The 20,544-nt window shown below is 60.5% G+C and carries 19 protein-coding genes, 2 tRNA genes and 1 pseudogene; 17 read left to right on the top strand and 5 right to left on the bottom strand.

Annotated features, from left to right (window positions below; all coding sequences use genetic code 11):
- The first annotated feature begins 34 nt into the window (after positions 1-34).
- The 10 genes from ACA068_RS21515 (at position 35) to ACA068_RS21470 (ending at position 8,731) form a co-directional block, all read left to right on the top strand.
- Complete coding sequence (locus ACA068_RS21515) at positions 35-1,060, top strand: NAD(P)H-dependent glycerol-3-phosphate dehydrogenase (RefSeq protein ID WP_497304618.1); 1,026 nt, start codon at positions 35-37, stop codon at positions 1,058-1,060.
- A gap of 32 nt (positions 1,061-1,092) precedes the next feature.
- Positions 1,093-1,440 carry a DUF4389 domain-containing protein gene (locus ACA068_RS21510; protein WP_497304616.1) on the top strand — a complete coding sequence of 116 codons (348 nt, stop codon included), beginning with the start codon at positions 1,093-1,095 and terminating at the stop codon, positions 1,438-1,440.
- Positions 1,437-1,889, top strand: coding sequence for a phosphohistidine phosphatase SixA (gene sixA / locus ACA068_RS21505; protein ID WP_497304615.1), 453 nt, complete (start codon positions 1,437-1,439; stop codon positions 1,887-1,889). The genes ACA068_RS21510 and sixA overlap by 4 nt, the downstream gene beginning before the upstream one ends.
- Positions 1,890-2,082: 193 nt before the next feature.
- A complete protein-coding gene (locus tag ACA068_RS21500) occupies positions 2,083-3,750 on the top strand; it encodes an AMP-binding protein (protein WP_497304613.1) in 1,668 nt (555 codons plus the stop codon).
- Positions 3,751-3,781: 31 nt separating this feature from the next.
- Positions 3,782-4,225 (top strand): hotdog fold thioesterase, encoded by a 444-nt coding sequence (locus ACA068_RS21495; RefSeq protein ID WP_497304611.1) that lies wholly within the window; start codon positions 3,782-3,784, stop codon positions 4,223-4,225.
- A 199-nt stretch (positions 4,226-4,424) separates the two neighbouring features.
- Positions 4,425-5,231 (top strand): alpha/beta fold hydrolase, encoded by an 807-nt coding sequence (locus tag ACA068_RS21490; RefSeq protein WP_497304609.1) that lies wholly within the window; start codon positions 4,425-4,427, stop codon positions 5,229-5,231.
- Positions 5,228-6,082 carry an alpha/beta hydrolase gene (locus tag ACA068_RS21485; RefSeq protein ID WP_497304607.1) on the top strand — a complete coding sequence of 285 codons (855 nt, stop codon included), beginning with the start codon at positions 5,228-5,230 and terminating at the stop codon, positions 6,080-6,082. The genes ACA068_RS21490 and ACA068_RS21485 overlap by 4 nt, the downstream gene beginning before the upstream one ends.
- Before the next feature lie 50 nt (positions 6,083-6,132).
- Entirely contained in the window at positions 6,133-6,792 is a 660-nt protein-coding gene (locus ACA068_RS21480; protein ID WP_497304606.1) for a glutathione S-transferase family protein, read from the top strand.
- 8 nt (positions 6,793-6,800) lie between these two features.
- Complete coding sequence (locus ACA068_RS21475) at positions 6,801-7,607, top strand: DUF4892 domain-containing protein (RefSeq protein WP_497304604.1); 807 nt, start codon at positions 6,801-6,803, stop codon at positions 7,605-7,607.
- A gap of 68 nt (positions 7,608-7,675) precedes the next feature.
- A complete protein-coding gene (locus ACA068_RS21470; RefSeq protein WP_497304602.1) occupies positions 7,676-8,731 on the top strand; it encodes an AI-2E family transporter in 1,056 nt (351 codons plus the stop codon).
- Positions 8,732-8,858: 127 nt separating this feature from the next.
- Here ACA068_RS21470 and xopAW read toward each other — a convergent pair whose 3' ends face one another.
- The 3 genes from xopAW to ACA068_RS21455 all read right to left on the bottom strand — a co-directional run bounded on the left by xopAW (position 8,859) and on the right by ACA068_RS21455 (position 11,753).
- On the bottom strand, positions 8,859-9,710 hold the full coding sequence (gene xopAW, locus ACA068_RS21465; RefSeq protein WP_497304600.1) for a XopAW family type III secretion system calcium-binding effector: 852 nt from the start codon (positions 9,708-9,710) through the stop codon (positions 8,859-8,861).
- Between the two features lie 235 nt (positions 9,711-9,945).
- Positions 9,946-10,995 (bottom strand): sensor histidine kinase, encoded by a 1,050-nt coding sequence (locus ACA068_RS21460; protein WP_497304598.1) that lies wholly within the window; start codon positions 10,993-10,995, stop codon positions 9,946-9,948.
- Entirely contained in the window at positions 10,995-11,753 is a 759-nt protein-coding gene (locus ACA068_RS21455; RefSeq protein ID WP_497295406.1) for a response regulator, read from the bottom strand. The genes ACA068_RS21460 and ACA068_RS21455 overlap by 1 nt, the downstream gene beginning before the upstream one ends.
- A 293-nt stretch (positions 11,754-12,046) precedes the next feature.
- Between ACA068_RS21455 and pyrF the strand changes: the two genes are divergently transcribed.
- On the top strand, positions 12,047-12,745 hold the full coding sequence (gene pyrF, locus ACA068_RS21450; RefSeq protein ID WP_497310642.1) for an orotidine-5'-phosphate decarboxylase: 699 nt from the start codon (positions 12,047-12,049) through the stop codon (positions 12,743-12,745).
- 137 nt (positions 12,746-12,882) lie between these two features.
- Here the strand turns inward: pyrF and ACA068_RS21445 are convergent, their stop codons facing one another.
- Positions 12,883-13,887: an NADP-dependent oxidoreductase gene (locus ACA068_RS21445; RefSeq protein ID WP_497304596.1), complete on the bottom strand. Its 1,005-nt coding sequence runs from the start codon at positions 13,885-13,887 to the stop codon at positions 12,883-12,885.
- Positions 13,888-14,123: 236 nt separating this feature from the next.
- Between ACA068_RS21445 and ACA068_RS21440 the strand changes: the two genes are divergently transcribed.
- The 4 genes and pseudogenes from ACA068_RS21440 (at position 14,124) to ACA068_RS21425 (ending at position 18,536) form a co-directional block, all read left to right on the top strand.
- Positions 14,124-14,885: an SDR family oxidoreductase gene (locus ACA068_RS21440; RefSeq protein WP_461991780.1), complete on the top strand. Its 762-nt coding sequence runs from the start codon at positions 14,124-14,126 to the stop codon at positions 14,883-14,885.
- A 186-nt stretch (positions 14,886-15,071) separates the two neighbouring features.
- Complete coding sequence (locus ACA068_RS21435; protein ID WP_497304594.1) at positions 15,072-16,463, top strand: aminotransferase-like domain-containing protein; 1,392 nt, start codon at positions 15,072-15,074, stop codon at positions 16,461-16,463.
- Between the two features lie 108 nt (positions 16,464-16,571).
- A pseudogene (locus tag ACA068_RS21430) lies at positions 16,572-17,675 on the top strand (HAMP domain-containing protein); the annotation flags it as partial.
- Positions 17,655-18,536, top strand: a complete 882-nt coding sequence (locus ACA068_RS21425) for a methyl-accepting chemotaxis protein (protein WP_370655173.1) — start codon at positions 17,655-17,657, stop codon at positions 18,534-18,536. The pseudogene ACA068_RS21430 and the gene ACA068_RS21425, both read left to right, overlap by 21 nt.
- A gap of 647 nt (positions 18,537-19,183) precedes the next feature.
- Here the strand turns inward: ACA068_RS21425 and ACA068_RS21420 are convergent.
- Complete coding sequence (locus ACA068_RS21420; protein WP_497304592.1) at positions 19,184-19,954, bottom strand: hypothetical protein; 771 nt, start codon at positions 19,952-19,954, stop codon at positions 19,184-19,186.
- A 378-nt stretch (positions 19,955-20,332) separates the two neighbouring features.
- On the opposite strand from ACA068_RS21420, the gene ACA068_RS21415 reads away from it, so the two are divergent.
- Positions 20,333-20,408 (top strand) — tRNA-Glu (locus ACA068_RS21415).
- A 2-nt stretch (positions 20,409-20,410) separates the two neighbouring features.
- A tRNA-Gly gene (locus tag ACA068_RS21410) sits at positions 20,411-20,486 on the top strand.
- The last annotated feature ends 58 nt before the right edge of the window (positions 20,487-20,544 follow it).

Below are 20,544 nucleotides of genomic sequence, written 5' to 3'. Positions count from 1 at the left end.
GACATCGCCACTGGTATGGATTAACGGATTGCATATGACTGAACAGCGCCCAATTGCGGTCCTGGGAGGCGGAAGTTTTGGTACCTCCGTGGCTAATCTGTTGGCCGAGAACGGGCATCAGGTCCGGCAGTGGATGCGTGACCCCGAACAGGCCGAGTCCATCCGGGTCAATCGCGAGAACCCGCGTTACCTCAAAGGCATCAAGATTCTTCCGGCGGTGGAACCGGTGACCGATTTGCAAGCGACCCTGGACGCTTGCGACTTGTGCTTTGTCGCGCTGCCGTCCAGCGCGCTGCGCTCGGTATTGGTCCCGCACGCCGAACGGTTGAGTGGCAAATTGCTGGTCAGCCTGACCAAAGGCATTGAAGCCCACACGTTCAAGCTGATGAGCGAGATCCTCGAAGAAATCGCCCCGCAAGCGCGCATCGGTGTGCTGTCCGGGCCGAACCTGGCCCGCGAAATCGCCGAACACGCGCTGACCGCCACGGTGGTGGCCAGCGAAGACGAAGAACTCTGCCAACGGGTTCAGGAAGCGCTGCATGGCCGCACCTTCCGGGTGTACGCCAGCGCCGACCGTTTCGGCGTGGAGCTGGGCGGTGCGCTGAAAAATGTGTACGCGATCATCGCCGGCATGGCGGTGGCGCTGGGCATGGGTGAAAACACCAAGAGCATGCTGATCACCCGGGCGTTGGCGGAAATGACCCGCTTCGCGGTGAATCAGGGCGCGAACCCGATGACGTTCCTGGGGTTGGCGGGCGTTGGCGACTTGATCGTCACGTGCTCATCGCCGAAAAGCCGCAACTATCAGGTCGGGTTCGCCCTTGGCCAGGGGTTGAGCCTGGAAGACGCGGTGACCCGTCTGGGCGAGGTCGCCGAAGGCGTGAACACGCTCAAAGTGCTCAAGGCCAAGGCCCAGGAAGTGGGCGTCTATATGCCGCTGGTCGCCGGGTTGCACGCGATCCTGTTCGAAGGGCGCACGCTCAATCAAGTGATTGAACTGTTGATGCGCGGCGAACCCAAAACTGATGTCGACTTCATTTCCACCAGCGGTTTCAACTGATCACGCTTTCGAGATAAAGCAGGGAGTTGCACATGAACGATCCGAAAACAGAGGCCACCTACGAGTCCATTCTGCTGCGGGTGTTATGGATGATCGTCTTCTTGCTGGTCTGGCAAGTGGCGCAGTTCATCCTGGGCGCGGTGGTGCTGGTGCAACTGATCTATCGTTTGATTTATGGCGCCCCGAGCGCCAGCCTGATGAACTTCGGCGACAGCCTGAGCCAGTTCCTGTCGCAGATTGGTCGTTTCGGCACCTTCCACAGCGACCAGAAACCCTGGCCGTTCGCCGACTGGCCGACGCCGCGTACCCCGGAAGGCGAAGCGCCGCACGCTGTGCCGCCCGCGCCACATCCGGCCCGAGATGAGGAGCCGAAACTATGAAACTCTGGGTATTGCGTCATGGTGAAGCCGAGCCATACGGCAGTCGTCCTGATTCCGAGCGGGCATTGACCGCCCACGGTCGTGAAGAAGTGCTGCGCACCGCTGCCGAGTTGATCGGCAAGCCGATTTCCGCGATCTATGCCAGTCCTTTTCTGCGAGCGCAGGAGACCGCGATGCTGGTACGTGAGGCGCTGGGGTTCGCGCCGGAGATCCGCACCGTTGAATGGCTGACCCCCGACAATCGCCCGCAAGCGGTGGCCGAGCAATTGGTGTCTGTCGATCACGCGTTGCTGGTCAGCCATAACCCGTTGGTGGGTAACCTGTTGGGCTACCTTCAGCACGGCCATGTACAGGAACCGGAAGCGGTAAAAACCGCCGGCCTCGCCGAACTTGAGGGCGACGGCCCGCTGGCCGGCGCAATGAAGCTCAAAGGCATCAAACACCCGTAACTGCGTTGGCTTCTGGCTCTTTTAGGAGCGAGGCTTGCCCGGGAAGCTGTTGGCGTCTTTAAAGGCCCCTTCGCGGGCAAGCCTCGCTCCTACAGGGGTTGGCGGCGTTGCGGGATTTTGTATGAAATAGTCAACCAAGCAACCGCTTGGTTGACTACGCTTGCTCCAGACCAAAAATAAAGGAGCGAGTCGCATGTCTGCTGCTTTTCGTTTGCCGCTGGACGTCTTTTACGAGCGTGAAGCCCGTCATCCCCGCCAGCGGTTTCTGGTCCAGCCTACCGGCGGCGGACAAGTCGAGACCCTGAGCTGGGCCGACGTCGGCCACCAGGCTCGCTGCGCCGCGCACTGGCTGCGGGCCCGCGAATTGCCCCAAGGCAGTCACATCGCCCTGATCTCGAAAAACTGCGCCCACTGGATCATCGCCGACCTGGCGATCTGGATGGCCGGCCATGTGTCGGTGCCGTTGTACCCGAATCTCACCGCTGAGTCCGTTGCGCAAGTGCTCGAACACTCCGAGGCGGCGCTGGCGTTCATCGGCAAGCTCGATGACTGGCCGGGCATGTCACGCGGGGTCAGCGCCAATCTGCCGACCATCAGCCTGCCACTCCATCCGCCCGGCACCTTCGATTTCAGTTGGGCCGACTTGCAACGCACCTCGCCGATCCAGGACGATCCCAAACCCGCCGCAGACCAGCTGGCGACCATCATTTACACCTCCGGCACCACCGGGGTGCCCAAAGGCGTGATGCACAGCTTCGGCAATCTGGGCTTTGCCACCACGCGCGGCACTCAGCTGTTTGGCCTCAACGAGTCGGACCGATTGTTGTCCTACCTGCCGCTATGCCATGTCGCCGAGCGAATGTTCGTCGAGCTGGCGTCGATTTACACCGGGCAAACCGTATTCTTTGCCGAAAGCCTCGACACCTTCCTCACGGATCTGCAGCGTGCGCGGCCGACCGCATTGTTTGGCGTGCCGCGGATCTGGACCAAATTCCAGATGGGCGTGTACAGCAAAATCCCGGCAAAACGTCTCGATTTTCTGCTGGGCCTGCCCTTTATTGGCAAGCGGGTAGGGCACAAAGTGCTCGCCGGGCTGGGGCTGGATGCGTTGCGCGTGGCGTTGTCCGGTGCGGCGCCCGTGCCGCAGACCCTGTTGCTGTGGTACCGCAAGCTGGGGCTGGATGTGCTGGAGGTCTACGGCATGACCGAAAGCTGCGGTTACTCCCACATCGGCCGGCCCGGCGATAACAAACCCGGCTGGATCGGCAAGCCTTGCCCGGAGGTTGAAGTGCGGATCGCCGATAACGGCGAAGTCATGGTGCGCAGCGGTGCAACCATGCTCGGCTATTTCAAGGAGCCCGAGAAAACCGCAGAAACCATCACCGAGGACGGCTTCCTGCGCACCGGCGACAAGGGCGAGGAAGATGCCGAAGGCAACCTGCGCCTGACCGGGCGGCTGAAGGAAATCTTCAAGACCAGCAAAGGCAAATACGTCGCCCCAGCGCCGATCGAAAATCGGCTGGCGGTGCATTCGCGCATCGAACAGGTGTGCGTGGTCGGCGATGGCTTGAGTGCGCCTCTGGGTTTGTGCGTACTGTCGGCGGTGGGCCAACAGGATGCTGGGGGAGCGGCGAGGGCGGGGTTGCATTCAAGCCTGGAAAAGTTGCTGGAGGAGGTCAATGGCGTGCTCGACAAACACGAACGCTTGCACCGGTTGGTGGTGGTCAAAGACAGTTGGGCCGTGGAAAACGGCTTCCTGACGCCGACCCTGAAGATCAAGCGCAACGTGATCGAAGCGGCTTACGGCGCTCGCTTCGAAGAATGGAGCGAGCGCAGCGAGACGGTGCTGTGGCAGGATTGAGCCACGAATAAAACCAACAAAGGAAAGCAAGATGAGTCTGTGGCGTACCACTCCCAACGTCGAGCAGTTGAACGCAATCCAGAAAAATACCATCGGCGAAGTGCTGGATATTCGCTTCGAAGCCTTTGATGACGAGTCCCTGACCGCGAGCATGGTCATTGACCACCGCACCCACCAGCCTTACGGCTTGCTGCACGGCGGCGCGTCGGTGGTGCTGGCCGAGACAGTCGGTTCCATGGCCAGTTACCTGTGCATCGATGCCAGCAAGTTCTATTGCGTTGGCCTGGAAATCAACGCCAACCACTTGCGCGGACTGCGCAGTGGGCGGGTGACGGCGGTGGCCAAGCCGATTCACATCGGTCGCACGACACATGTCTGGGATATCCGCTTGAGCAGTGATGAGGGTAAGGCCAGTTGTGTGTCGCGGTTGACCATGGCGGTCGTGCCGTTGGGCGAGAATCCACCGACCCGCTGAAACGCACCCCTGTAGCAGCTGTCGAGCCCCGGACGCAGCCTCGCCGGGGCTCGACAGCTGCTACACAGATCTTCATCAGGTTTAACTTTTGAGCCATGCCCCTGACGGGACTGTCATCATTCCTGGCACTTACAGTCATTGCCGCGGCCTCGCGTCTTACGGACAATCAACCTTTGTTCTCGCTCATGGATTTGCCGGTATGTCGCAACAGATTTTTTTCGCCCACGCCAATGGCTTTCCTTCGGGCACCTACGGCAAGTTGTTCGCGGCGCTGGCGCCCGAGTATCAGGTGACGCATCTGGAACAGCACGCCCACGACCCGCGTTTCCCGGCGGACGACAATTGGCACAACCTGGTGGATGAGCTGATCCATCACCTCAAACAGCAACCGGAACCGGTCTGGGGCGTCGGCCACTCCTTCGGTGGCGTGTTGCACCTGCACGCGGCGTTGCGTTGCCCTGAACTGTATCGAGGCGTGGTGATGCTCGATTCGCCGGTGCTGACCCGCGCCGATCAATGGGTGATCCGTGCGGCCAAGCGTTTCGGATTCATCGACCGCCTGACCCCTGCCGGCCGCACATTGGGGCGCCGGGAAGAGTTCGCCGATCTGGAAGCGGCGCGGCGCTATTTCGCCGGTAAAACCCTGTTCCGCAGCTTCGACCCGGAATGCTTCGACGCTTACCTGCAACACGGTTTGCAAAAAGTCGGCGACAAGCTGCGCCTGCGTTTTGACCCGGCCACGGAAATCAGCATCTACCGCGGTGTCCCGCACACCAGCCCCGGTCGCGCACGGCAGTTGAAAGTGCCGCTGGCGGTGGTTCGCGGGCACAAGAGCCGGGTGGTGATGCGTCACCATGCAAGCTCCGTCGGGCGCATGCCACTGGGTGAGTCACTGACCATGCCCGGTGGCCACATGTTCCCCCTCGAACGTCCGCAAGACACCGCCACGCTGCTGAAAAACCTGTTCAGCCGCTGGGAAGGTCGTCGCCAGCAGGATTGCGCATGAGCCACGTCGTCGAAGAAGTTCGCCTGAGCCTGCCGCACATCGAACTGGCCGCGCACCTGTTCGGTCCCGAAGACGGCCTGCCAGTGATCGCCTTGCACGGCTGGCTGGACAACGCCAACAGCTTCGCCCGGCTGGCACCGAAGCTCAAAGGCTTGCGCATCATCGCCCTGGACATGGCCGGTCACGGTCACTCCGGGCATCGCCCGACCGGTGCCGGTTACGCGATGTGGGACTACGCCCACGACGTTCTGCAAGTGGCCGAACAGCTGGGGCTGGAGCGTTTTGCACTGCTGGGGCACTCCATGGGTGCGATCGCTTCGTTGATCATCGCCGGGTCGATGCCGGAACGCGTCACGCATCTGGCGTTGATCGACGGCATCATTCCTCCTACAGACAAAGGCGAAAATGCCGCCGAACGCATGGGCATGGCCCTGCAAGCGCAACTGGATCTGCGGGAAAAACGCAAACCGGTCTACAGCACCCTGGACCGTGCCATCGAGGCGCGCATGAAAGGCCTGGTGGCGGTCAGTCGCGAAGCCGCCGAGCTATTGGCCCAGCGCGGACTCATGCCAGTGCCGGGCGGTTACACGTGGCGCACCGACAACCGCCTCACGCTGCCGTCGCCGCTGCGTCTGACCACCGAGCAGGCCATGGCCTTCGTCCAGAGGGTCAGTTGCCCTGCGTTGCTGGTGGTTGCAGCCGACGGCATGCTCGCCAAACATCCCGAGTTGCTGGAGCGTCTACCCTTTAGCCGTGAACAGCTGCCTGGCGGCCATCATTTACACCTGAATGACGAACCCGGCGCCGACCTTGTCGCAGACTGTTTCAATCGGTTCTTCGCCGTTCCTTGACTTGCGCCGGGCAACTGTCGAGGCTGGGCGGGTTGAAATGGGAGACAACCATGATAGATCTCTACACCGCTGCGACCCCGAATGGCCACAAGGTCTCTATCGTGCTCGAGGAACTCGGCCTGCCCTACACGGTGCACGCCTTGAGTTTCGACAAAAAGGAACAGAAGTCACCGGACTTCCTCAAGATCAATCCCAATGGCCGGATTCCGGCGATTGTCGACCGCGCCAACGGCGATTTCGCCGTGTTCGAATCCGGTGCCATCCTGATTTACCTCGCTGAATTGAGCGGCAAACTGCTGCCCAAGGACCCGAAAGGGCGCTCGGTCGTCCTGCAATGGCTGATGTTCCAGATGGGTGGAGTCGGGCCGATGCAGGGCCAGGCCAACGTGTTTTTCCGCTACTTTCCGGAAAAACTCCAGGGCGCCATCGACCGCTATCAACATGAAACCCGTCGCCTCTATGAGGTGCTCGATACGCGCCTGCAAGCCGTGGAGTTTCTGGCCGGTGAATACAGCATTGCCGACATCGCCACTTATCCGTGGGTCCGTGGCCATGAGTGGTCGGGTGTCGAGGTCGACGGTTTGCCGGCCTTGCAGCGCTGGATGGCAACCATGGAAGCGCGTCCGGCGGTCCAGCGTGGTTTGCTGGTGCCTGAGCGCATCGATGATGCCAGTGTCGTCAAGGGTGCCCAGGCCATGCTGATCCGATGAGTCTATCCATGCGTTCATTCAGTGTGCTGGCGCTGTGTTGTTTCAGTCCCTTGTTATTTGCCGCCGATGTCCCGGGCAGTCAGGACTTGCCGATCGTGCCGCGTATGGCCGATGCGCAGATCGTTGACTATCGCCCCGGCGTTGAGCTTGAGCGGATTTATCCGCTGGGCTCGATCCGTAAGATCAGCGGCCAGTTGCGCTTCGATGGTCAGGTCAGCGCCCGGGGAACGGCGACATCGGTGACCTATGAGTTGCCGCCGGAGCATTCGTCAACCGACGCTTTCACCGCCGCGCGTGAAGCGTTGCAGAAGCAGGGCGCCGGCTTGCTGTTCTGGTGTCAGGCGCGTGATTGCGGTGAAAGCAGCCTCTGGGCCAATGATGTCTTTGGCAACGCCAAGTTGTACGGTGCCGACGATCAACAGGCGTACTTGTTGTTGCGTCTGGCGGCACCCCGGGACAATACGTTGGTGGCGCTTTACAGCATCACTCGCGGCAATCGCAAAGCCTATCTGCACGTCGAGCAGTTCGACGCTGCGGCGCCGCTGGGTGATTTGCTGCCGACGTCGGCGACCTTGCTGCGAGAGCTGAAAAGTACGGGTGAGCTCGATTTCCCCAAATTGAGCGCCGATCCTGATGCCACCTGGCTGCGCCTGATTTCTCGCGGCTTGAACCTCGACACAACCTTGCGGGTCAGTGTTTCCGGGTCGAATGCCGAAGCCTGGCGCCAGGCGCTGATCGGGCAGGGCGTGCGGGCGGCGCGAATGGAAGCCGGCAGCGCCGAAAGCCCAGGCCTGCACATCGAACTGTTGCGATAAGCTTCATCAGGCAAACGCGGCTGGCGCGTTTGCCTGCTCTTTGTTGACTGATTTTTTCGAGAACCTACATGCTCAATAACGATCGGCTGTTGGTGCAGATCCTGCTCCTGGTGCTGTTTGGCGCGAGCCTCTGGGTGATGGCGCCGTTCTGGTCGGCCTTGTTCTGGGGCGCGGTGCTGGCATTCGCCAGTTGGCCGCTGATGCGGTTGTTGACCCGCTGGCTCAATGGCCGGGAATCCCTGGCCGCGCTGGTGTTGACACTGGGCTGGATGTTGCTGGTGGCGGTGCCACTGGTCTGGCTCGGGTTCAACCTGGCGGATCACGTGCGTGATGCCACGGCGTTCATCAAGGATGTGCAGATGGATGGTTTGCCGGAAGCCCCGACCTGGCTGGGCGGCGTTCCTTTGGTGGGTGAGCGGTTGGTGGTGATCTGGAACAGCATCGACCAGCAAGGCGCGGCGATGATGGTGGCGGTCAAACCGTATCTGGGCCAGGTCGGTAACTGGTTGCTGGCACGCAGCGCGCAGATTGGCGGCGGGATTCTCGAACTGACATTGAGCATTGTGTTCGTGTTCTTTTTCTACCGTGACGGGCCGCGGCTGGCGGCGTTTGTCCATGGGCTGCTGGAGCGCCTGATCGGTGATCGCGCCGGGTACTACATCGAACTCGTGGCCGGGACGGTGCAGCGGGTGGTGAACGGGGTGATCGGCACGGCGGCGGCGCAGGCAGTCCTTGCGTTGATCGGGTTCTTGATTGCCGGGGTGCCCGGGGCGCTGGTGCTGGGCATCGTGACGTTCATGCTCAGCCTGATTCCGATGGGGCCACCGCTGGTGTGGATTCCGGCCACCGCGTGGCTGGCCTGGAAGGGTGAGTACGGGATGGCGGTGTTTCTCGGGATCTGGGGCATGTTCATTATCAGCGGCGTCGACAACGTGCTTAAGCCGTACCTGATCAGCCGGGGCGGGAATTTGCCTTTGGTGATCGTGTTGTTGGGCGTGTTTGGCGGGTTGATTGCGTTTGGGTTTATCGGGCTGTTTATCGGGCCGACGTTGCTGGCGGTTGCGTACAGTCTGTTGACGGACTGGAGCAAGAGTCATGCGCGGGTAGAAGATCGCCGGCCTTGAGATTTTCGGTGGGACTGAGGGCCTAAAATTCGCGGGCAAGCCTCGCTCCTACAGGTCAGATGCCGGCCACTATTCCGTGTGCAACATCAAACCTGTAAGAGCGAGGCTTGCCCGCGAAGCTTTTGACTCAGGTCGATACGTTCAGGTACTTGCCCACGCTCGCCACGTTATCGAGCGAATACTGCTTGCTCAGATTGGCGATCATTTTGTTCAGCGCTTCATTGACGTTGAATTGGGCAGTGGAGTTGTCGCTGGTTTTCTCGCGATCCGTTTGCAACGCAGCTTTCAGTTCATCACTGCTGACCCCGCCGCTGCTGTCACTGTCCAGCACTTTGAGCAACGCGGCGCTGGTGTCGGTGCTGGTCGATGAGGTGCTGTTGCTGGCCTGCAGCGCGCTGCTCAGTTCGGTGGCGGTCACGCTGCCATCGCTGTCCGTATCCAGCTGGCTGAACAATTCTTCGCTGGACACCAGCTGCGGTGGCGGTGGCGGCGGGGTCAGGCTGGCGGCGAGTTCGTCCTTGCTGACGGTGCCGTCCTGGTTCTTGTCCAGGGCCGAGAAGATTTCTTCACTGTCGGCACTGCTGCCAGCGTTGTTCAGACCGTTGCTCAATTCGTCGCTGCTGATGGCGCCGTCACCGTCGGCGTCCAGGGCGCTGATGAGCGCGTCGGCCAGTTCGGTGTTGGGTGCCTGGTCATGCGGCGGTTGCGGCGGCGGTGCCATTGCCGCCATTTCCTCGCTGCTCAAGCTGCCGCTCTCGTCGCTGTCCAGATTGCCGAAATGCTTGCTCAAACTGACCAGCAGGCCGTCGTCGGTTTTCTGCGACAGGGCGCTTTCAAGTTCGCCCTGATCCACCGCGCCGTCGCTGTTGCTGTCGAGCTTGGCGAACAGTTCTTTCTGGAATTGCTGGCTGCGGGCGTTGTTGGTCGAGGTGCTGCTGGTGCTGGTATAGCTCGTGTAGTTGCTGACACTACCAATCATTGGACTCGCTCCATGGAATGGAAAACCGGCGGTGCACCGGCTTATGCAGCGTCAAGGGGCAAGGTGTCGTGGGTGTGTGGAGTTTGTACCGTTCGGTACACACAGGTTTCGCGTCAGATCCCAACCCTGTGGGAGCGGGCTTGCTCGCGAATGCGGTGTGTCAGGCAATATCAATGTCGACTGACACTCCCTCATTCGCGAGCAAGCCCGCTCCCACAAGGCATTTTAGAGTGGCTCAGGTGCGGGGCAGGCGAATGACGGCGGTGAGACCGCCGCCGGGTGTTTCTTCCAGGCTCAGCTGCCCACCCAGCCGTTCCGCTGCCTCGCGCGCGATGGTCATACCGAGCCCGACGCCGCCCGAATTGCGATTACGCGAACCTTCCAGACGAAAGAACGGCTCGAACACTGCTTCTCGTTTGTCCGCCGCAATGCCGGGGCCGCGGTCGATGACGCGGATCACCAATTGCTCACGGTTGTCTTCGAGGGTGATCCGCGCGTGCCCGGCATAGCGCAGGGCGTTGTCCAGCAGATTATTGATGCACGAGCGCAAAGCCATCGGCTGCACTAGCAGTGGCGCGCAGTGGCCGCGGGCCTGGACGTCGGCTCCCTGGTCCTGGGCGTTTTCGCTCAAGGATTCCACCAGCGCCTGCACGTCCATCCATTGCCCGGCTTCGCTGGTGCGCTGTTCGTGCAAATAGGTGAGGGTGGCATCGAGCATGCTGATCATGTCGTCCAAGTCCTGGCGCATTTGACCTTGCAGCTTGTCGTCCTCGATCTGCTCCAGCCGCAGCTTGAGGCGAGAGAGTGACGTGCGTAGGTCGTGGGACACCGCGCCGAGCATCCGCGAGCGCTGCTGCAGCTGTTCGATAATGCGTTTCTGCATCAAATTGAAGGTGTAGGCCGCTTGCCGGGCTTCCCGTGGGCCGGATTCATCCAGCGGCGGGCTGTCGAGGTTTTCGCTCAAGCGTTCGGCGGCGTCGCTCAGCCGCTGGATTGGCCGGCTGAGCAGTTTGGCGCCGTACCAGGCGGCGATGATCAGCGAGACAAACTGGAACGTCAGCGGCACCAACGGGCCGCCAAACCATGGCCGCGGTGGCCGTCTTTCGAAGCGCGGGTCCATCGGTGGGCGCTGTCCGTCCATGCCTTCGGCAAACGCCGGCGGCGGAGGAGGCGGTGGTGGGCCGTAATGGTGAAACCAGGCAAATGCCAACAGGTGCGCCAGGATGATCGCCAGCAGCAGCACGCCAAACAGGCGGCCGAACAGCGTATCGAAGCGCGCCCGCATCAGCCAATGTCTCTTGCGTCGAATAGATAACCTTCACCGCGAACGGTTTTGATCAACTGCGGGGCTTTCGGGTCATCGCCGAGCTTCTGGCGCAGGCGCGAGACCAGCAGGTCGATGCTGCGATCAAACGCTTCGATCGAACGACCGCGGGCGGCGTCCAGCAGTTGTTCACGGCTGAGCACCCGGCGCGGACGCTCGATGAACACCCACAGTAGGCGGAATTCGGCGTTGGACAGCGGCACCACCAAACCATCGGCGGCGATCAATTGGCGTAGCACGCTGTTCAGGCGCCAGTTGTCGAAGCGAATATTCGCACGTTGTTCGGTGCGATCGTCGCGCACTCGACGCAGAATAGTCTGAATCCGTGCCACCAATTCTCGCGGTTCGAAGGGCTTGGCCATGTAGTCGTCGGCGCCCAGTTCCAGGCCGATGATCCGGTCGGTGGGTTCACATCGAGCGGTGAGCATCAGGATCGGAATGTCCGATTCGGCGCGCAGCCAGCGGCACAGGGACAAGCCATCTTCGCCGGGCAGCATCAGGTCGAGCACCACCACGTCGAAATGCTCCGCTTGCAACGCCAGGCGCATGGCGGCGCCATCGGTGACGCCGCTGGCGTGAATATTGAACCGGGCCAGGTAGTCGATCATCAGTTCGCGGATCGGGATGTCATCGTCGACGATCAGGGCGCGAATGCTCCAGCGTTTGTCGTCAGCGGGTGCTTTTTGATCGTCATTCAGAGGTGCTGGGGTGCTGTGCATGCGTGCGTTCATCTGCCAGGTAGGCTGCCAACCACAAAGATGGGCTGCGAGGTTGTGGTTCCAGCATAGGCGTCCGGCCCGGAGGCGGGAAGTGCTGTAAGGACGTGTTGCGGCTGCCGAGGGTAGCGAGGAAGGGTGTTGTGGGCGTGTCGTGTGTGTATCGAACTCGACACAATCGGCGCAGGGGCTAGTCTTGCTGGAGTCTTCGGGACGATTTACCGATCATCGGGTCCCGCAGTGGCGCTGGTTCCGCTACAATGCGCGCCGATTTCGTCCTGCCTGAGAGCCCGCACATGTCCGTCTGCCAGACTCCTATCATCGTCGCCCTGGATTTCCCCACCCGTGACGCCGCACTGAAGCTGGCCGACCAGTTGGACCCTAAGCTGTGCCGGGTCAAAGTCGGTAAGGAACTGTTCACCAGCTGCGCCTCGGAGATCGTCGGCACCTTGCGTGACAAGGGTTTCGAAGTGTTTCTGGACCTCAAGTTCCACGACATCCCGAACACCACCGCCATGGCGGTAAAAGCCGCGGCGGAAATGGGCGTGTGGATGGTCAACGTGCATTGCTCCGGCGGTCTGCGCATGATGGCCGCCTGCCGTGAAGTGCTCGATCAGCGTACCGGCCCCAAACCGCTGTTGATCGGCGTGACCGTGCTGACCAGCATGGAACGTGAAGATCTGGCGGGTATCGGCCTGGACATCGAGCCACAAGAGCAAGTTCTGCGTCTGGCCGCACTGGCGGAAAAAGCCGGGATGGACGGTCTGGTGTGCTCGGCCCTGGAAGCCCAGGCCCTGAAATCGGCGCACCCGTCGCTGCAACTGGTGACCCCGGGGATTCGCCCGGCGGGCAGCGCCCAGGACGATCAGCGCCGTATCCTGACCCCGCGTCAGGCGCTGGATGCCGGTTCTGATTATCTGGTCATTGGTCGTCCAATCAGCCTGGCGGCGGATCCGGCCAAGGCGTTGGCTGCCGTAGTCGCCGAACTCGCCTGACCAAACGCTGAAGATCCAAATGTGGGAGCGGGCTTACTCGCGAAGGCGGTGTATCAGTCAATATCAATGTCGACTGACACTCCTCTTCGCGAGCAAGCCCGCTCCCACATTGGTTTGTTGCGCATTGAAATGTCGGGTTAAACCTTCAGAACCAACTTCCCGAAATTCTCGCCGCTGAACAGTTTCATCAGCGTCTCCGGGAAGGTCTCCAGCCCTTCAACAATATCTTCCTTGCTCTTGAGTTGCCCCTTGGCCATCCACCCAGCCATTTCCTGTCCGGCGGCGGCGAACTGCGCGGCATAGTCCATCACCACGAAGCCTTCCATCCGTGCACGGTTGACCAGCAACGACAGGTAGTTAGCCGGGCCCTTGACTGCTTCCTTGTTGTTGTACTGGCTGATGGCACCACAAATTACCACCCGCGCTTTCATGGCGAGGCGACCCAGCACAGCGTCGAGGATATCGCCGCCGACGTTATCGAAATACACGTCCACACCTTTCGGACATTCACGCTTAAGGCCCGCATGCACGTCTTCGTTCTTGTAGTCGATGACGCCGTCAAACCCCAGTTCGTCGATCAGGAACTTGCACTTGTCCGCGCCGCCCGCGATGCCGATCACGCGGCAGCCTTTGATCTTGGCGATCTGCCCGGCAATGCTGCCCACCGCACCGGCCGCGCCGGACAGCACCACGGTGTCACCTTCCTTCGGTGCGCCTACATCGAGCAGTGCGAAGTAGGCGGTCATCCCGGTCATGCCCAGCGCGGACAGGTAACGGGGCAACGGTGCGAGTTTCGGATCGACCTTGTAGAAACCGCGTGGCTCGCCGAGGAAATAATCCTGCACGCCCAAGGCTCCGTTGACGTAGTCCCCGACCGCAAATCCAGGATTGTTCGAGGCAACGACTTTGCCTACACCCAATGCGCGCATGACTTCGCCGATACCGACCGGCGGAATGTAGGACTTGCCCTCGTTCATCCAGCCACGCATGGCCGGGTCCAGGGACAGGTATTCGTTTTTGACCAGGATCTGACCCGCAGCCGGTTCACCGACTGGCACTTCCTGATAGGTAAAAGTCTCGCGGGTAGCCGCGCCCACCGGACGTTTGGCGAGCAGGAACTGGCGATTGGTCTGGGAAGTCATGACAGGCACTCAAGATGAATGAAGCTTTGTTGATAGCCCTTCATGATCGATGCCGCAAGTTTGGCTGATGCGGCGAATGCACGTCGATCCAGTACAGTGATAGTCAGGGCCGCAGTTCTATCACTGCAACTCATGGCCGCCCAACCGGGCTTCTGATAGTGCTGCCGTGCCACACGCCCCTGTGGCTAGACTGAGAACACGCGATCCCCCGCATTCTTCTCTTTGAGGGCATAACAATGAGCATGACGTTTTCCGGCCAGGTTGCTGTGGTGACCGGCGCTGCCAACGGTATTGGCCGCGCGACCGCCCAGGCATTCGCCGCTGAAGGGTTGAAAGTGGTGGTGGCCGACATGGACACGGCCGGGGGCGAGGGCACTGTGGCACTGATTCGTACAGCGGGCGGCGAAGCGACCTTCGTGCGTTGCAACGTCACGCTGGAAAGCGATGTAAAAAATCTGATGGACGAGGTGGTGAATACCTACGGCCGTCTGGATTACGCCTTCAACAACGCCGGCATCGAGATCGAGAAAGGCAAGCTGGCGGAAGGCACGATCGACGAGTTCGACGCGATCATGGGCGTCAACGTCAAAGGCGTCTGGCTGTGCATGAAGTATCAGTTGCCATTGCTGCTGGCCCAGGGCGGCGGCGCGATCGTCAACACCGCTTCGGTGGCGGGTCTGGGCGCTGCGCCCAAGATGAGCATTTACGCGGCATCGAAACATGCGGTCATCGGCCTGACCAAGTCGGCGGCGATCGAATACGCCAAGAAAAAGATTCGCGTGAACGCGGTGTGCCCGGCAGTGATCGACACCGACATGTTCCGTCGTGCCTATGAAGCGGACCCGAAGAAGGGCGAGTTCGCTAACGCTATGCACCCGGTCGGCCGCATCGGCAAGGTCGAGGAAATCGCCAGCGCCGTGCTGTATCTGTGCAGCGATGGCGCGGCGTTCACCACCGGTCACTCGCTGGCAGTGGACGGTGGTGTCACGGCGTTCTGACCCATCAAGACCTGCCCCGTAGGAAAAAGCCCGCATACGTGCGGGTTTTTTCATGGTGCCGTGGAAGAGGACGGACAATGTGTTTCAAATGGTTAGAACCGAGGGTTTTGGCGGCGTTGTCGCACATCCGATCCAGCGCAGCTGTGATTAACTGCTCCCCGCAAATGGACAGGAGTTTGCTTGCTCATGGAATTGAGAATCGATCGACAGGCATTGGTGCCGGTCGTACAGCAAATCGTCGATGCATTGGCCGTCTGGCTCCGTCAGAGTGAGGTGCTGCCAGGCACGCGTTTACCTTCTGCGCGGCACATCGCGCGGGTCAATCTGCTCAGTCAGTTCAGCGTTGTCGAAGCGTGTGAACGGCTGGTGACTCAAGGTGTGCTGGCGTCGCGTCATGGGGCCGGTTTCATTGTCGCCACGCCAACGCTGGTCGCCCAAGGGCAACAGGATTGCCTCTGGTTCGAAGGGGCGGAACTGAAACAGGGCGGCTTCTCGGGCGAACTTAAACTGGGCTGTGGCGGGTTGCCGGAGAGCTGGCGCGAAACTGACGACCTGAGCTACGCGATTCGTCAGGTCAGTCGTACCGACATGGCGGGGTTGTTCAACTACAGCACCTCCCGAGGCCTGCCTGCCTTGCGTCTGCAAATTCTCAAACGCCTTGGACAGCTCGGTATCGAGGTAGACGAAAATCGTATTCTGACCACAGCAGGTGCCAGTCAGGGGCTCGACCTGATCGTGCGCACCTTGCTCAAGCCGGGTGATTGCGTGGTGGTGGAAAGTCCGGGGTATCCACTGTTGTTTGACCTGCTCAGGCTGCACGGCGTGACGATGGTCGAGGTGCCGCGTACCCCGCGCGGGCCCGACACGGCGCAACTGGAAGCACTCTTGGTAAAGCACGGACCCCGCGCGCTATTCATCAACAGTTTCTACCACAACCCGACGGGCAGCTGCCTGACACCCGCGGTGGCGCAGCAGGTTTTGCAATTGACCAAGACCCATGGCGTGTTGGTGATTGAAGATGACGTCTATGCGGATTTGCACTACGGCCCCGGCACGCGCCTTGCTGCGTTGGGGGTCGATGACAACGTGATCTATGTTGGCAGCTACTCGAAAACCCTCAGCAGTTCATTGCGGGTCGGCTTTGTCGTGGCCAGTGAAGGGGTCATATCACGATTGGCCGAGGTCAAGATGATCAGCAGCATGGGCGCCTCAAGGTTCTGCGAGTCGGTGCTGACTTGCCTGTTGGCCAGCGGCGCGTACCGCAAACTGGTGCAGCGTCAGCGCCAGCGTTTGAACGTGGACAGGGAGGCGGCCTTGCAAGTGCTCGAAGACGCCGAGTGGGAGGTTTTCGGCAAGCCGGCTGGTGGCCTGTTCATCTGGGCGCGATCGGGGATCTCCGACTACGCTCAGGTGCGCAAGCAGGCCCGGCGTTTCGGTGTGCTGCTGTCTTCTGCCACGGCCTTCAGTCCTGACGGCCAGGCGAATGATTGGCTGCGCATCAACGTCGCTTATGCCTGCGATCCTCGTGCCCGGGCATTTTTTCAGGCAACCGCTGCGAATCGACCTAAAGCGTTCTGAAAACGACGTGGGCGTAGCTTTTTGCCAATATTCCGACGCCAGAGACTTGTGCTGGCGTATGCCCATTGCGAATCTGCGTCAACAGACTATGTCAGGGGACTAAGTGCAATGATTTCGGCCGTGCAAGGACGTTTTGCCAACCTCGGTATGGCAAAAAAAATGGGTGTCGGGTTTGTCTTGGTGCTGCTGCTGACGGCCCTGGTGGCAGCCATCGGCGTTTGGTCCCTGCAAACCATCAGTCATCGCTTCGACGGGCTCAAGCAAATGTCGTTGCTCAACAGCGGTTTGCTCAAGGTGCGGTTGCTTGAACAGGAATACGCCTTGCGCGGCAACCCGAAAACCGCCGATGCCCTGCGCGAGGGTGTTGATGGCCTGATCGCTTTGGCGACGCAGCTCAAGGCTGCTTCAGCGGCCAACGTGCCAGTGATGAATGACGTCGAGCAGTCCCTGGGGGCTTATCGCAAGGCCTTCGACGAGTTTGTCTCGCTGAGTCAGGCCAAGGACCTGGCCCTGGAAATGGCCAGTTGGTCGGTGTCCAGCGTGGCCAATAACCTGGATGTCCTGCAAGCAGGGCTTGCCGACGATGGCGCCTATACCTTGAAGGAGTCCGAAGGCAAGGACGGCGGGCAGTTCATCGAGCAAGCCAATCAGGTCAGCCAGGTGTCGCGGTTGATGCTGCAGGCTATGAACGAAGCACGTGTGCGTCTGGACCAGAGCCGCAAGGGTGATGACAGCGCAAGCCAGGGCAAGATCGAGCAGGCCGATCAGGCGCAGGTTCAGGCCGAGCAGTTGAAAACCACGGTCAAGGATGAGGGCTATCAGACTGTCCTCAACGAAGTGGCAGGTCACATCACCAGTTTTAGCGAGAAATTGACGGAGTACACCGGTCTGTTGGCCCAGGAAAAAACCGTCTATCAGCAACTGCACCAGCGTGCTGCACAAGTGGTGGAACGGGTTGATCAGGCTTATGTCGCCGAAGACCAGTCGATGCAGGCAGAACTGAAAAAGAACTCGATGCTGATCATCGGCTCCTCGGCCTTGGCGTTGCTGGTCGGGTTGATCGCGGCGTGGGTCATTACCCGATTGATCGTGGCGCCGCTGCGCAGTGTGATTCGTGTCGCACAACAGATCGCTGCGGGTGATTTGAGCGCGACCGTTGAAGTGACGCGCCGTGACGAGATCGGCCAGTTGATGCAGGCCATGCAACAGATGGGGGCGGGGCTGAGCACCATCGTCAGTGGTTTGCAGGCCGGTATCGAGCAGTTGGCGAGTTCGGCGCAATCGCTGTCGGCGGTCACTGAGCAGACCAACCTGGAGGTCAGTAGCCAGAAGGAAGAAACCGAGCAGGTCGCCACGGCGATGAATCAGATGACGGCGACGGTGCACGATGTGGCGCGTAACGCGGAGGAAGCCGCTCAGGCTGCTCAAACGGCGGACGGTAAGGTGGAAAGTGGCCAGCAGGTGGTGCGTCAGAGCATGGCGCGGATCGAGCAGCTGGCAGACTCGGCGACGTCGGCCAGTTCGAGCATCGAAAGCCTGAGTGCGGAAATCCAGAACATCGGCACGGTGCTCAGTGTGATCAAGAGTGTCGCCGAGCAAACCAACCTGTTGGCGCTCAATGCGGCGATCGAGGCGGCACGGGCCGGCGAGCAGGGCAGGGGGTTCGCGGTCGTGGCGGATGAGGTTCGGGCATTGGCCAAGCGCACTCAGCAATCGACCGAGGAGATTGAGCGCCTGGTGAGCGCCTTGCGTTCGGCGGCGCAGTCGTCGGTGCAGCAGATTCAAAACAGTGGTGAGCTGGTGAAGCTGGCGGTGAGTGACGCGTTGCAGACTGAGAGTGCGCTGGGAAGTATTGCGGCGGCGGTGTCGTTGATTCAGCAGATGAACCAGCAGATTGCGGCGGCAGCCGAGGAGCAGAGTTCGGTGGCCGAGGAGATTAATCGCAGTGTGACGAGTATTCGGGCGAGTGCGGATCAGTCTTCGTTGGCGATGCGGGGGAATGCGGCTTCTAGTATTGAGCTGGCGCAATTGGGGGTTGAGTTGAAGGGGATGGTCGGGCACTTTCGGCTCTGATCTGGTTCCCGCATATGTACACAGATCTAGTGTAGGAGCGAGGCTTGCCCGCGAAGGCGGCCTGATAGCCGACCTGTCTCTCTCAGGTGTACATATCCATTCCTGCGGTAACGGCGGCTGGCGGTTTCGCCCTTACGGCGACTCACTTTTTTTACAAACGCCTAAAAAAAGTAAGCAAAAAAAGCGCTCGCCCCAAGCGTCCGGCCCCTCGCCTAGGCTCGGCGTTCCTTCGCTCCGGTATCCATCCGGGGACACTGCCCTCCGGTCTGCTTCGCGACGACCTACATGCAGCGTGTTCGACTGCGTCGAACGGCGCTACGCGCCACTCCCCGGATGAACACCTCCACTCAGCCTCACGAAAGGGGCGGGCAGATCAAGATCAAGATCAAGAGCTGCAGGCGAGCTAACGCTCGGCCTGATGAGTGGTGAGAAGCGGGTGTACGCTGGGCCCTTGTAGGAGCGAGGCTTGCCCGCGATGGCGGCCTGACAGCCGACCAGCATTTTGCTGATACACCCACTCCAATTGTGGGAGCTGGCCTGCCAGCGAAGGCGGCCTGACAGCTAACCAATCCTCCCCGGCAGTACTCACTCACCAAACCCGACCCAAAAAAAAAGCCACCTCGCGGTGGCTTCCTTGATTCTTCCGATCAGTCGTAGATCACTTTCTTCTTCCAGTCCGCATCCGCCTCGACGTCTTTGAGGCCTACGTTCAGTTGGTTCGCTTCGCTTTCAACCGCTGCGATTTTGTCCATCACCATGGCGTTGGCGCGAGCCAGGAGTTTTTCCAGGTATTCGAGCTGTTCGGCGTAGACCTGCGGTTCCTGTTGTTTGCGCAGGTATTGCACGCCGCGTTCGAAGGCGAGGCGGGCCTGGCCTGGCTGGTTTTGTTGCAGGCACTGCTGGCCGAGGTTGTTGAAAAACTCGATGTGCAGCAGGACCAGAATGTGGCGCACTTCGCGGATCCAGCGCTTGGCTTCGTTGGTCGGCAGGAAGCCGTCCTGTGCGGCGCGAGTGATTTGGCCGTGCAGGGCTTCGAGCAGGAAGCGCACGTCCTTGGCCTTGGCTTCGGTCTGGATCGGTGCCGGCGGGTTGTTGACCGGGATCGATTCGCCTTGCGCGGCCAAGGCTTCGAGTTCGGTAATCCGGGCCCTGAGGTTGGAACTGGTTTTTTCCAGGTTGAGCAAACGCCTGCAGACATTGAGTTCCAGGCGGGTCAGCAGCAGCTTGAGCCCGGGAGTCATCAGCTGGCCGGGGAAAGTCTCGGTGATTTCGCCGCAGCGACGCAGGCGGTCGTTGAGTTCAACCTTGGTACGGGCCTTTTCCAGCTTGTTGTTTTCCACCACATGGTTCATGTAGCCAATGGCGATCAATAGTGCGATCCCGGCTACGACTAGCAGGGTGATCATGAGTGGTGTCACCGGTAAGACCTCTTTATAGGGTTTGCGATCGAGTGTAGTGGCTTGGCATTTGGGCGCATAGGACCGCTCGACGAGTTGAATCGGTTGTGGCTATCTTTATATCGGCCGTGGTTCGACTTATATAAATGCTGGCAACCGTGGTTCAGATTGCCATCATCCTCAGCGGCGGACTATAACGTCTTGGTCGTTGCCAGAATATAGTCGCTAAAGGTCAGGAGGCGCAAAAGCCTGAATCGCTCCTGAAAGCGGGGCGAAGTCATTGATTTAAATAAATTTATATCTGGGGGTTGACGACCCCTCAATCCATCCATAGAATGCGCGCCACTTACAGCGTAAAGCACACAGCGAAACGCGGTAGGGAGTGAATGTTGTACGTGTGTCCCCTTCGTCTAGTGGCCTAGGACACCGCCCTTTCACGGCGGTAACAGGGGTTCGAGTCCCCTAGGGGACGCCAATGCGGGAATAGCTCAGTTGGTAGAGCACGACCTTGCCAAGGTCGGGGTCGCGAGTTCGAGTCTCGTTTCCCGCTCCAATTTTAAGCAGCGTTGCTTTCGGGCAGGGCTGAGTGAAACCAGAGCCGACATCTTCGG

The sequence above is a fragment of the Pseudomonas sp. LBUM1660 genome, from assembly GCF_059695935.1.
Note: the sequence above shows the minus strand (reverse complement) of the source record. Positions and strands in the feature narration are given on the sequence as shown.